This is a genomic window from Clostridium sp. BL-8, from assembly GCF_002006495.1.
Classification (GTDB): Bacteria; Bacillota; Clostridia; order Clostridiales; family Clostridiaceae; genus Clostridium.
Map to the genome: position 1 here is coordinate 1 of NZ_LZZL01000118.1, position 13,733 is coordinate 13,733.

Genomic DNA, 13,733 nt, shown 5'->3' on the forward strand with positions numbered 1-13,733 from the left:
TAAAATCCTGCGGTGGTTAAACACCGTACCGGTTCGATTCCGGTCTTCGGCACCAAAAGACTTAAGCAAATGCTTAAGTCTTTTTTGTTGTATATTTTTTGTGTTTCGATATTATTAAGAATAAATTATAAAGTTAGAATCGATAATTAGTTATAGATTTGTAGAAATCACAGCAACTTTGAAAGTAATTACAATAATTGAGGATACTAGGGAATAATTTGAACAAGCTATTCAAAGTCTATGATATTATGCAATAAATAATTATATATAAATTTCTAATATAGTAATATTAACGACAAATTAATAATTGAATAAAAGAAAAGAAAATTAAGCAACGAGTGGACTTTCGTTGTTTCTTAAAATTTATAAGTAAAATCTTAGCTAGGGAAAATAATCTATTAAATCATTAGATATTAGAGAAATTTAGATGAAGTTGTCCTACGAAAAAATCAGATGAGAAACATCTTATGACATTTATCGTAATACTAGGGTGCTATAATCAAATTACATTATTTGGAAACGAGGCGAGCTAGTGTGCAATATGGATTAAGTGTAAATAAGTGTAAAGAAGTAATAAATGTAAAAAGGAAAACTTGGATAAAAGCTTCTGTAGTAAGGTTAGGAGTAATTTTAGTGGCAGGAATTTTATTAGGAAGGGTAAACTTGCTGTTAAATCAATTAGACAGGCTTGGAATAGCTCCTATTGGAATAGCATATCTAATTGCGGTTGTAGTGCGCGAAGATAGAAAAAACGGTTTTGTCGCAGCAATTGGAATTGCTATAGGATACCTAACAATTAACCAATTGTTATCAGATAGATATGTGTATTTAATAGCCGTGATTTTAATAACAATATATTATGTATTTGTTTCGTCAGCGAAGAGAAAGAAAAGTGAATTAGTTGGTTTTATAATAATTTTGAGCAGTTTTTTTCTCTATGGTCTTTTAGTTGATAAGTATGAGTTAGGAGTAAACATAACTTTATGTTTAATACAAACATTAATTGTTGTGCCAATATATTATGTTATAAAATATGCGTTAAATTCTTTAGATGAAATTAATACTAATTATTTCTTTTCTTCAGAAGAAATAGTCAGTATAGGAATACTTTTGTGTCTATTAGTTTCTGGAATAGGAGATATCAATGTATTCAATTATTCAATAAGAAATATATGTGCCTTAACATTAGTTTTTACAATAGCCTATGTGGGAGGAGCAACATACGGTGCTATGATTGGGGTATCTATGGGAATAATGCTTGGAGTTTCATCCAATGATATGATGTACAGCGTAGCATTTTTCGGCGTAGGAGGACTCATAGTTGGTATATTTAAAGATACAGGAAAAATATTTTCAATACTTTCAGGTATAATCATTTATTTTGCATTAGCATTATATTCTAATGCAGTAACATTAAAATTGGGAATTGAGGTTTTAGCTGGTTCTATCTTATTTTTGTGTATTCCAAAACCTGTATATAAAAGTATTGAAGTTGAGATAAATCCATATAGAAAAAAAGCATCCTTAGGTGAAATTCAATTAAATTCAATAAAGGAGGAATTTACCTTTAAGTTAAAGGAACTTACCAATGTACTGACTACTATGTCTAAATGTTTAGTAAGTACTAATGATAATGAAAGTTTATTAATTAAATCGAAAGGAAGTGCGCTAGTAGAAAATTTAGCAGATAGGAGTTGTTCAAATTGTGAAAATAAATTTATATGCTGGGAGAGGGATTTTCATCAGACATTTAATTCCTTTCAAATGTTAATACAAAATTATGAAGATGGAAACTTAGCTATGCCAATAGATTTACAAAAGAAATGTGTTAAGAATTTTACACTTTTAAGGTGTACGGAAGGAATTGTTAACAATTACAATGTAAGTGAAGCTATAAAAGAGAGATTAGCGGAAGGCAGAAATATGATATCAACTCATATCTCTAATATATCGTGTGCATTAGATCGTCTTTTAGATGACTTTAAAAGAGAAGTTTGTATAGATACAGAGTTGGAGAGAATTGTAAAACGAATATTAAACAAAAATTTAATCCATTATAATGATATTTTTTGTTATATAGATAAGAATGGGAGGTCTAAAATTAGGATAAGTATAGATAGCTATCAAGGTTCTGACTATTGTGAAAAAAATATAATATCTTTATTAAATAATACTACAAGGATGAAACTTTGTATTGAAGATAATGGATGCAGTGTTAACCCGAAGACAAACGAATATATTGTTACATTAGAGGAAAAACCTAAATATTATATAGTGTCATATGGCGCTATAGAATCTAAAAGTGGAGAGTATGAAATAGGGGATAGCTATACCTTTGGGAAAACTGATACTGGAACGTATATGACAATATTAAGTGATGGAATGGGATCTGGCCCGGAAGCAAGAGAAGAAAGCAAATCGACCGTGGAGCTGGTGGAAAAGCTCATGGAAGCAGGATTTAACGAAGACATAACAGTAAATACAGTTAACTCTATAATGGGGATGAGATTTGCAGAAGATGAAAAATATGCAACATTGGATTTAGGAAAAGTTGATTTATATACAGGGAATACAGTTTTCATAAAGATAGGAGCAGCACCTAGTTTTATAAAGAGAGGGCGTGAAGTAAAGGCCGTTAATTCAAAAAATTTACCTTTTGGGCTTGTAGATGAAGTAGATGTAGAGGTTATAAAGGAAGTATTAAGGCCAGGTGATATTTTGATTAGTGTAAGTGATGGGGTACTGGATATAGATAGATTAAATTCAGAAAAATCTACTTGGGTTGAAGAGTATTTAAAGAAGGTCAATGGGGATCCAAGAGAGTTATCTGAAAAAATATTGGAAAGAGCAAAACAATTAAGTAATGGTATCATTAAAGACGATATGACTGTTGTAGTATCAAAAGTTTATTTGGAAAGTTAATAGATAAATTTTATCAATGATTTTTATCCACAGAAAGAGTATTAAGAGCTGTTTCAGAATTTTAATTTATAAATTAGTTTTGAAACAGCTATTTATAGTTTTAATGGATAATCTAATTGTTTTCGTATTAAAATAAATTTTGCAAATAAGTATTTACAAAGTATACTTAAAATATGTTAAAAAATTATATTACAAGTTTTAAAGAATAATGTTTATATGTAAAATATATATACGTAAAATGTATTATACGGTATTATATTTAATATAATGTTATGAATAAATAGGAGTGTTTATTTTTGTATAAAAAAGTACTATCTTATGTCAAAGATAATAATTTAATAGAAAGTGGAGATAAAATTTTAATAGCTCTTTCTGGAGGCCCGGATTCTATGTGCCTTTTAAATATTTTATATGAATTAAAGGAAGAGTTGAATATAGACATAGCAGCAGCACATTTAAATCATCTCTTAAGAGGAGAAGATGCGTTACGAGACGAAGAATATGTAATTGATATGTGTAACGAAATGGGAATAAAGTGTTTCACTAAGAGAGTAGATATAAATGCGTATGCTAAAGAACAAAAGCTTTCTTCTGAGATGGCAGGAAGAAGTGTTAGGTACGATTTTTTTGATGAAATTTTAAATCAGGAGGGTTTTAATAAGATTGCTACTGCACATAATGCTAATGACCAAGCAGAAACAATTTTGTTTAGGCTTATGAGAGGAACTGGACTAGAAGGTCTTGGTGGAATTAAAGCATTTAGGGATAACAAAATAATAAGACCAATTTTGTGCTTAAGCAGAAATGAAGTTGAAGAGTATATAAAACTAAAAAACTTATATCCTAGAATAGATAAGACTAATTTTGAAAGAACATATAATAGAAATAAAATAAGATTAGATATATTGCCATATATGAAAGAAAATTTTAATGGAGATATAATACAAACATTAAACAGAATGTCGGTGCTATTGCAGAAAGATAACGAATTTCTGGAAAATTTAGCTCTAGATTTATATAATAATTGTTGTATAGAATATGATGATTATTTTATAATAAAAAAGGAAATATTTAAGAAAGAAGAGGCAATTGTTAACAGAGTTCTAAGGCATGCTATAACTAAATTTTCGCAATCGGATTATGATTTTGAAATGAAACATATATATAAAATTTTGTATCTATCAAAAAATGATTCAGGGAAAATAGTAGATTTGCCTAATGGTATTTATGCTGAGAATATTTATGGAGATATATACATAAAAAGCAAAGAAAAAAAACGTACTATAAAAAATGAAAAAGAAGAAATAATTTTAATTAAGAATAATATAAATAAAACTACAGTTAATTTTGATGGATTTAATATTAAATTTTACGTAATAAAGGATTATGATAAAGATAAAATAAACCTGAAAGAAAATAAGCTGATAAAGTATTTTGATTTTGATAAAATAAATAATAACATTTCAGTAAGATATAGGAGAGATGGAGATAGAATTATTCCTTTGGGTATGAGTGGAAATAAAAAACTAAAAGACATTTTTATTGATATGAAAATTCCTAAGGAAGAAAGAGATAATATTCCAATTTTATGTTTTGATGAAAAGATTGCATGGATTATTGAAATTAGAACATCAGAAGAATATAAACTTACAAATAAAAGTAAAAATATATTAAAAGTAGCTATTGAGAGAAAGGAATATTAATATGAAACAAGATATACAAGAGATATTATTTTCAGAGGAAGTTTTGGCTAATAGAATTAAGGAGCTTGCGAGCGAAATAAGCAAGGACTATAAAGGAAAGAATTTACTTGTAGTGGGGATTTTAAAGGGATCAGTGCTGTTTGCTGCAGAATTAATAAAAAACATATCAATACCATGTGAAATAGACTTTATGGCAGTATCTAGTTATGGAAATTCTACAGAAACATCTGGAGTTGTAAGAATTTTAAAAGATTTAGATAATAGTATTGAAGGTAAGGATATTTTGGTAGTGGAAGATATTGTTGATACAGGAGTTACATTGACATATTTGCTTAAATACTTGGAAGCAAGAAAAGCTAATAGCATAGAAATAGTATCGCTTTTAAATAAGCAAACGAGAAGAATTTCTGATTTAAAAGTTAAGTATGTTGGTTTTGAAGTTCCGGATGGATTTATAGTAGGATATGGAATAGATTATGCTGAAAAGTACAGAAATTTACCATTTATAGGAATATTGAAGCCGGAAATATATGAAAAATAGAAACTGCAATCTTATTGTAATAAGAATATTCCTATGATAAAATTTTAAATATGATGAGAGAGGGGGGCCTTGAATGAAAAAATATTCAAGTGCAGCTGTATGGATTGTATGTGCAGTTATGCTAATTTTAGCAGCGGTTACTATGTGGGAAACAGGAAAAGGTTCTAATGATATTGCATATAGCGCATTCGTACAAAAGTGGAATGCAGATGAGATAGAGAGTATCGTCGTTAAAGAAGAAAGTATGACAGTAGAAGGAAAGACTACTGACAATAAAACTTTTATTACTTATGCACCTAGTGAGCTTATTGGTTCACTAATAGAAAATCAGCCTAAATCAAATGTTACAGTGGTTTTTGATAAGCCATCTAATAATGGAACTTGGATTGCAACATTGATTCCGTTTGGTTTTATGGCAGTGCTTGTTTTTGTATTTTTATTTATATTTACACAGCAGTCCCAAAGTGGAGGTGGGGGAAGAGGTGTTATGAATTTTGGAAAGAGCAAAGCCAAAATGGTAACTCCTGATACCCAAACAGTTACATTCCAGGATATTGCTGGTGCAGATGAAGAAAAGGCAGAACTTGAAGAAATAGTCGATTTCTTAAAGCTGCCAGCTAGATATATACAAATGGGAGCAAGGATACCTAAAGGAGTGTTGTTAGTTGGACCTCCAGGAACAGGAAAGACATTACTTGCAAAAGCTATAGCAGGAGAAGCAGGAGTCCCATTCTTCAGTATATCCGGTTCAGATTTTGTTGAGATGTTTGTTGGTGTTGGTGCATCTAGAGTTAGAAGTTTGTTTGAAGAAGCTAAGAAAAATTCTCCTTGTATAGTATTTATAGATGAAATTGATGCTGTTGGAAGGCAAAGAGGCGCTGGACTTGGCGGCGGACATGATGAAAGAGAACAAACTTTGAATCAACTTCTTGTTGAAATGGATGGATTTGGTGCAAATGAAGGCATCATAATGATAGCGGCTACAAATAGACCGGATATATTAGATCCAGCACTGCTTAGACCAGGAAGATTTGATAGACAAATTATTGTTGGAGCACCTGATGTAAAAGGAAGAGAAGAAATTCTTAAAGTACACACAAAGAAGAAACCTCTTAAGGAAGATGTAAGATTAGATGTACTTGCTAAAAGGACACCAGGATTTTCAGGGGCAGATTTGGAAAATCTAACAAATGAAGCTGCTTTACTTGCAGTCAGAAGAGAGAAGAAACAAATATCAATGGCTGAAATGGAAGAAGCGATAACTAAAGTAATTGCAGGACCTGAAAAGAAAAGCAAGGTAATAACAGAACACGATAGAAAATTAACTGCATATCATGAAGCTGGGCATGCGGTGGTTATGAGGTTACTTCCTAATTGTGATCCGGTACATGAAATAAGTGTGATTCCAAGAGGTAGAGCTGGTGGATATACAATGCATCTTCCTAAAGAAGATACCTCTTATACATCAAAATCAAAATTAGAAGACGAAATGGTTGGACTTTTAGGTGGAAGAGTAGCTGAAAAGCTAATTATGGGAGATATAAGTACTGGTGCTAAGAATGATATTGATAGAGCAAGTCATATAGCTAGAAGCATGGTGATGGATTATGGGATGAGTGATGAAATTGGAGCTATATCTTATAATACACCAGGTCATGATGAGGTTTTCCTTGGAAGAGACTTAGGAAAAGGAAGAGATTTTAGTGAGGAGATAGGCTCAAAGATAGATAAGGAAATAAAGCGATTTATAGACGAAGCTTATGATAAGGCAAGCAATTTATTGAAAGAAAATGTGAATAAGTTACATGCAGTTGCGCAGGCCTTAATTGAAAAAGAAAAACTTGATTCAGAAGAGTTTGAGGAAATATTTGTAAATAATTAACTGCTGCAGAGTAGTTTAGATAATGCATTATGTATATTTTATATGTAATGCATTATTTTTTATATTCTTAATAATATAAGTTCTCGAGTTTAGAATTTTTTATCTTATAAAGGTTAAAAATATATGTAGAGAAGTTATAAAAATTTTATTCGACATTAATACGAATATTTAAACTAAATTTGCATTAATTATTCGAAAATAACTTTTATTGCAGAAAGCGAAATGATATAATGTAAATACAGTAAATGATTTTTGGTTAATATTAGGAGGAAGCTTAAATGAAAAGTGACATTCAAATTGCACAAGAAGCAAAGATGGAGCCAATAAGAAATATAGCTGAGAAATTAGGTCTTTGTGAAGATGATATTGAATATTATGGAAAGTATAAATGCAAAATATCATTGGAAGTATATAATAAAGTAAAAAATAATAAGGATGGAAAATTAGTTTTAGTAACAGCTATAAATCCAACTCCGGCAGGAGAAGGAAAATCAACAGTTACGGTAGGATTAGGGCAAGCGTTAAATAAGCTTGGTAAGAATGCTGTAATAGCATTAAGAGAACCATCATTAGGACCAGTTTTTGGAATTAAGGGGGGGGCTGCAGGTGGTGGATATGCACAAGTAGTTCCGATGGAGGATATTAATCTTCATTTTACAGGAGATATGCATGCAATTACATCTGCTAATAATTTATTGTGTGCAGCAATAGACAATCATATACATCAAGGAAATGTATTAAGAATTGACTCAAGAAGAATAGTTTTCAAAAGAGTTATGGATATGAACGATAGAGCACTTAGACACATTGTTGTTGGAATGGGTGGAAAAGTTAATGGATTTGTTAGAGAAGATGGATTCAATATAACTGTTGCATCAGAAATAATGGCTATATTATGTTTAGCAAGTGATTTAGAAGATTTGAAGGAAAGAATGGGTAATATTGTGATTGCTTATAATCTAGATGGAAATCCTGTTTATGCTAAAGAATTAGAAGTTCAAGGTGCTATGGCATTATTGATGAAAGATGCAATTAAACCTAATCTAGTTCAAACATTAGAAAATACTCCAGCATTAATACATGGAGGACCATTTGCTAATATCGCACATGGATGTAATTCTATAATGGCAACTAAACTAGCATTAAAGCTTGGAGAAGTAGCTGTAACAGAAGCAGGATTTGGTGCTGATCTAGGAGCTGAAAAGTTTTTTGATATTAAATGTAGATATGGGAATTTAAAACCAGAATGTGTTGTTATAGTTGCAACAATAAGAGCATTAAAGCACCATGGTGGAATAGCATTAAGTGAACTAAATGCTCCGAATGTGGATGCATTAGAAAAAGGAATAACTAATTTAGAAAAACAAATAGAAAACATTAAAAAGTTTAAAGTTACACCTGTGGTAGCTATAAATAAGTTTATTACAGATAGCGATGAAGAGGTAGAATTCATTAAAGCTTTTTGCAATAAAATAGGTGTTAAGGTAGCGTTAAGTGATGTATGGGCTAAAGGTGGAGAAGGTGGAATTGAACTTGGAAATATTGTCTTAGACATTTTAGATAACAATGACGCTGAGTTTGCACCAATTTATAATGAGAAAGAGTCTATACAAGAAAAAATATTTACTATTGCTAAGGAAATTTACGGAGCTGATAAAGTTAATTATACACCAGCAGCTAAGAAGCAAGTTGCTGAGTTAGAAAAATTTGAATTAGATAAATTACCTATATGTATGGCGAAAACACAATATTCTTTATCAGATAATCCTAATCTTTTAGGTAGACCACAAGGATTTGAGATTACAGTCAAAGAAGTGAGAGTATCTAATGGAGCTGGTTTTATAGTAGTTCAAACTGGAGATATAATGACTATGCCTGGACTTCCAAAAGTGCCAGCGGCAAATAAGATGGATGTACTAAAGAGTGGAGAAATAATTGGCTTATTCTAAAATGATTTTTTTCATACACCTTAACTCTTGACAAATTAATTAAAATTGATAAAATTATATTGTTATTTTTAAATGGATTTCTAAATTAAGGCAGCTCTTTGGGCTGCTTTTAATTTAACTATATTAAGGTGGTGCTTTCTATGATCTTACTTGTTGATGCAGGTAATACTAATATTGTTTTGGGAGTACATGATGGAAAAGGTTACATAGCTAGTTGGCGTATTTCAAGTGAAGCAAATAAAACTTCAGATGAGTATAGTATACAGGTTATGCAATTATTTAATTTAAACAACATTGATCCAAAAGAGATTACTGGAGTTATCGTTTCTTCCGTAGTTCCCAATATAATGCATTCTTTAGAGAATATGTTAAGAAAATGCTTTTGTCATGAACCTATAATAGTTGGACCAGGAATAAAAACAGGAATAAACATTAAATATGATAATCCTAAAGAAGTTGGAGCTGATAGAATAGTAAATGCTGTTGCAGCATATGAAATTTATAAGAGGTCAGTAATAATAATAGACTTTGGAACAGCTACAACTTTTTGTGCTGTGAGAGCTAATGGTGATTATCTTGGGGGATGTATATGCCCAGGAATAAGAATTTCGGCAGATGCCTTATTTGAAAGAGCTGCTAAGCTTCCTAGGGTAGAATTAGAAATGCCTAAAAATATGATTTGTAAAAACACAGTATCAAGTATGCAGGCAGGTATTTTATTTGGATATATTGGGCAAGTTGAATATATAGTTAAAAAGATGAAAAAAGAGATGAAAAATTCTAAATATAAAGAAGAACCTTTTGTATTAGCAACAGGTGGATTGGCTAATCTAATAGCTAAGGGAACTGATGTGATAGACAAGGTTGATTCAGAATTAACATTGGAAGGATTAAAATTACTTTATGAAAAAAATAATGAAGTAGAGAATACTGAAAAGTAAGAATTAAAAAGCAAGGAGTACATTCTAGATGAAAATAGGAAACTTGACCTTTGAGAATAATATATTTTTGGCACCAATGGCTGGTGTAACAGATATATCATTCAGAGGACTATGTAAAGAAATGGGATGTGGATTAGTTTATACTGAAATGGTTAGCGCAAAAGCTTTATATTACGGAAGCGAGAACACACAGGCCTTACTTAGAATTGCAGATGAAGAGAAACCAGTAGCGGCTCAGATATTTGGAAGAGAACCAGAAATAATGGCTGATATCTGTGAAAAATATTTAAATAGTAGAGAAGATATTTGTATTATTGATATAAATATGGGATGTCCCGCACCTAAAATTGTTAAAAATGGAGAAGGATCTGCGTTAATGATGGAACCCGACCTTGCTTATCAAATTGTGAAGGCAATAAAAAAAGTATCAACAAAACCTGTTACTGTAAAGTTTAGAAAGGGATTTGATGATGACAATGTCAATGCAGTAGAATTTGCAAAGGGAATGGAACAAGCAGGAGTTGATGCAATTGCTGTTCATGGACGAACTAGAAAACAAATGTATCAAGGAGTTGCTGATTGGGATATAATAAAAAAGGTTAAAGATAGTGTTTCTATTCCTGTAATAGGAAATGGAGATGTGTTTTCAGCAAATGATGCTATTAAATTAAAGCAACTAACCAATTGCGATGGAATAATGGTTGCAAGAGGAAGTCAAGGAAACCCATGGATATTCAAACAGATAGTGAAGGCCTTAAAGGGTGAGCAAATAGAAGAAATTTCGAATAAGGAAAAAATTGAAATGTGCCTCAAGCATTATGCTTTAGCACTTAAATATGATGGAGAGTTCAAGGCAATAAGAGAAATGCGTAAACATGCTTCATGGTATTTAAAAGGGCTTCCAAGAAGTGCAGAGATTAAGAATGTAATTAACAGCCAAAGTGACAGCGAAGAAGTAATTAGAATTTTGACAAAATATAAAGAAGAAATATAGAGCAAAATAATATTAGAATAAATTATGAGATTTTATCATATTATTAATATTCAGAAGAATGTAATATATGTTGCAGTTAGTTTTCTGAAATTTATATCCTAGTATTTACTTAACTTACAACCATACTAAATGTAATTTTAATATTGCAATATATATTATATAAAGTAAATAAAATTTTTCAGCATATACTACTATTAAATATATCTTATAACATATATTTAATAGGGTTACTTAACCTAAGTCAGTTGTGAATTTTATAAGGTAAATCAAAGTTTAACGGCATAAATTGCTTGAGGATAGGATTTATTGACATATCAAATATGCTGATTTATAATTAGTTAAATGATTTTGAGGTTAAAAGTTTACTTTGCACTATTTCAAAATTTAATTTAATTATTTTATTGAAGTACAACATTTTAATAATATTGATTGTCTAAATTGATTCGCGTAATGCTTAATTTAAGATGAATTCAATGAATACGATTATTAAAATAATAAATATATAAGGTTTTAAAGGGGAGTTAAAGTATATGAGCCAATCAAAACAATATGTAATGACTTATGAAGGTGTTAAAAAGTTAGAAACTGAACTTGAATATTTAAAAACTGTAAAAAGAAAAGAAATAACTGAAAAAATAAAAATTGCTTTAGGATATGGAGACTTAAGTGAAAACTCTGAATATGATGAAGCTAAAAACGACCAAGCATTTACAGAAGGAAGAATAATTCAATTAGAAAATATGTTAAAGAATGCAGTTGTCGTTGATGAATCTGAAATTCCAAGTGATATTGTATCAGTTGGATCAAAAGTTAAAGTTAAAGATTATGAATTTGATGAAGAAGTTGAATATTCAATAGTGGGTTCAGCGGAAGCAGATCCTATGAATTTTAAAATATCAAACGAATCACCGGTTGGTAACGCCTTAGTTGGGAAAAAAGTTGGTGACATAGTGGAAGTAATAATTCCTGATGGAGTGAACAAGTTTGAGATTTTAGAAATAAGTAGAAGTTAATTGGAGGTACAATATGTCAACAGAAGAAATGAGTATGCAGGAGTTAGAATCTCAATACAGTGAACAAGAAGGACTTCGAAGAGCTAAATTAACAGAGTTACAGAATGCAGGGAAAGATCCTTTTGATGTTTATAAAATTAATAGAACTCATACATCAGAAGAAGTTAAAGCTAATTATGATGAGTTAGAAGGTAAGGAAGTAACTGTTGTAGGAAGAATAATGTCTAAAAGAGGTCAAGGAAAAGTAGTCTTTTCAGATATACATGATATTGATGGGAAAATACAATTATTCTTAAAAATAGATAAGGTAGGGGAAGAAAACTTAAAGCAATATAAGACACTTGATTTAGGAGATTGGGTAGCAGTAACTGGAGAAGTATTCAAAACAAAAACAGAAGAAGTAACAGTAAATGCTAATACTTTTGAATTGATTTGTAAATCCTTAAAACCACTTCCAGAAAAGTGGCATGGATTAAAGGATCCAGATTTAAGATATAGACAAAGAGAAGTAGATATAATTACTAATCCGGAAGTAAAAACTACATTTATAAAGAGAAGTAAGATTATATCTGCAATGAGAGAATTCTTGGATAATAAAGGATTTTTAGAAGTAGAAACTCCAATTCTTTCCCCAATAGCAGGAGGTGCTGCTGCAAGACCATTTATAACTCATCACAATACTTTAGATATGGATATGTATTTAAGAATTGCAACTGAATTATATCTTAAGAGACTAATAGTTGCCGGCTTTGAAAAAGTATATGAAATAGGTAGAAATTTCAGAAATGAAGGTATGGACGTAAGACATAATCCAGAATTTACTGCAATTGAATTATATGAAGCATACTCAGATTATAATGATATGATGGAAATAACAGAAAATATGGTTGCATATATTTGTGAAAAAATAAATGGAACAACTAAAGTTACTTATCAAGGAACAGAAATAGACTTTGCTCCACCATGGAGAAGAGTAACTATGGTAGATGTTGTTAAAGAACATGCAGGTGTAGACTTTAATGAAATTAAGTCAAATGAAGAAGCTCAAGCTATAGCTAAAGAAAAGCATTTAGAATTTGCTAAGCCTTTAGAGACAGTTACAAAAGGTGATGTATTAAATGCTTTATATGAAGAATTTGGTGAAGCTAATATGATTCAACCTACATTTGTAATGGATTATCCAGTTGAAATATCACCTCTTACAAAAAAGAAAAGAGGAAATCCAGAATTTACTGAAAGATTTGAAGGATTTGTATTTGGTAGAGAACTTTGCAATGCATATTCAGAATTAAATGATCCAATAGTTCAAAGACAAAGATTTGAGCAACAAGCTAAGGAAAGAGAATTAGGTGATGATGAAGCATATTTATTAGATGAGCAGTTCATGAGTGCTCTTGAAACAGGTATGCCGCCTACAGGTGGAATGGGAATGGGTATAGACAGACTTATAATGTTCTTAACTGATTCAGCATCAATTAGAGACGTTATACTATTCCCGACAATGAGACCACAAAAGTAATATAGATTTTTAAAAGTTTAGATACAGAGTAAAAAGGTTCATGTGTGCTCCTGGTTGAGTATGGCATGAACCTTCTTATTCTGTATTGTTATAATATGCTTACTTGAGTTTATTTCATATCTTACTGACTATAAACAATTTAGTTTTAGCAATTATAAAATATGTTACCTAAAATAATTAATTATAAATCTATTAAAAACGCTTGCATAATTTCAAAAAGCTGATATAATAGATTAAGTAATGACGTTCCGCGATAGCTCAATGGTGGA

At 30.5% G+C, this 13,733-nt stretch carries 9 protein-coding genes; all 9 read left to right on the forward strand.

Going from position 1 to position 13,733, the window contains the following annotated elements; genetic code table 11:
- The first annotated feature begins 534 nt into the window (after positions 1-534).
- The 9 genes from spoIIE (at position 535) to lysS (ending at position 13,464) form a co-directional block, all read left to right on the forward strand.
- The gene (spoIIE, locus tag CLOBL_RS24665; protein WP_077861430.1) at positions 535-2,922 is read left to right on the forward strand and encodes a stage II sporulation protein E; all 2,388 of its coding nucleotides are present in this window, start codon (positions 535-537) and stop codon (positions 2,920-2,922) included.
- 296 nt (positions 2,923-3,218) lie between these two features.
- Positions 3,219-4,625, forward strand: coding sequence for a tRNA lysidine(34) synthetase TilS (gene tilS, locus CLOBL_RS24670; protein WP_077861431.1), 1,407 nt, complete (start codon positions 3,219-3,221; stop codon positions 4,623-4,625).
- Between the two features lies 1 nt (position 4,626).
- Entirely contained in the window at positions 4,627-5,166 is a 540-nt protein-coding gene (hpt, locus tag CLOBL_RS24675) for a hypoxanthine phosphoribosyltransferase (RefSeq protein ID WP_077861432.1), read from the forward strand.
- Positions 5,167-5,239: 73 nt separating this feature from the next.
- Positions 5,240-7,048, forward strand: coding sequence for an ATP-dependent zinc metalloprotease FtsH (gene ftsH, locus CLOBL_RS24680; protein ID WP_009167764.1), 1,809 nt, complete (start codon positions 5,240-5,242; stop codon positions 7,046-7,048).
- 278 nt (positions 7,049-7,326) lie between these two features.
- On the forward strand, positions 7,327-8,997 hold the full coding sequence (locus CLOBL_RS24685; RefSeq protein ID WP_009167765.1) for a formate--tetrahydrofolate ligase: 1,671 nt from the start codon (positions 7,327-7,329) through the stop codon (positions 8,995-8,997).
- Between the two features lie 140 nt (positions 8,998-9,137).
- A complete protein-coding gene (locus tag CLOBL_RS24690; RefSeq protein WP_009167766.1) occupies positions 9,138-9,938 on the forward strand; it encodes a type III pantothenate kinase in 801 nt (266 codons plus the stop codon).
- Positions 9,939-9,966: 28 nt separating this feature from the next.
- Positions 9,967-10,932, forward strand: coding sequence for a tRNA dihydrouridine synthase DusB (gene dusB / locus CLOBL_RS24695; RefSeq protein WP_077861433.1), 966 nt, complete (start codon positions 9,967-9,969; stop codon positions 10,930-10,932).
- A 530-nt stretch (positions 10,933-11,462) separates the two neighbouring features.
- Positions 11,463-11,945, forward strand: coding sequence for a transcription elongation factor GreA (greA, locus tag CLOBL_RS24700; protein ID WP_009167768.1), 483 nt, complete (start codon positions 11,463-11,465; stop codon positions 11,943-11,945).
- Between the two features lie 13 nt (positions 11,946-11,958).
- Positions 11,959-13,464 (forward strand): lysine--tRNA ligase, encoded by a 1,506-nt coding sequence (gene lysS, locus CLOBL_RS24705; protein ID WP_009167769.1) that lies wholly within the window; start codon positions 11,959-11,961, stop codon positions 13,462-13,464.
- The last annotated feature ends 269 nt before the right edge of the window (positions 13,465-13,733 follow it).

Bases quoted from the DNA above. Each gene is read 5' to 3' on its own strand.
- hpt (WP_077861432.1), top strand. From the start codon at position 4,627: ATGAAACAAGATATACAAGAGATATTATTTTCAGAGGAAGTTTTGGCT.
- ftsH (WP_009167764.1), top strand. From the start codon at position 5,240: ATGAAAAAATATTCAAGTGCAGCTGTATGGATTGTATGTGCAGTTATG.
- CLOBL_RS24685 (WP_009167765.1), top strand. From the start codon at position 7,327: ATGAAAAGTGACATTCAAATTGCACAAGAAGCAAAGATGGAGCCAATA.
- CLOBL_RS24690 (WP_009167766.1), top strand. From the start codon at position 9,138: ATGATCTTACTTGTTGATGCAGGTAATACTAATATTGTTTTGGGAGTA.
- dusB (WP_077861433.1), top strand. From the start codon at position 9,967: ATGAAAATAGGAAACTTGACCTTTGAGAATAATATATTTTTGGCACCA.
- greA (WP_009167768.1), top strand. From the start codon at position 11,463: ATGAGCCAATCAAAACAATATGTAATGACTTATGAAGGTGTTAAAAAG.
- lysS (WP_009167769.1), top strand. From the start codon at position 11,959: ATGTCAACAGAAGAAATGAGTATGCAGGAGTTAGAATCTCAATACAGT.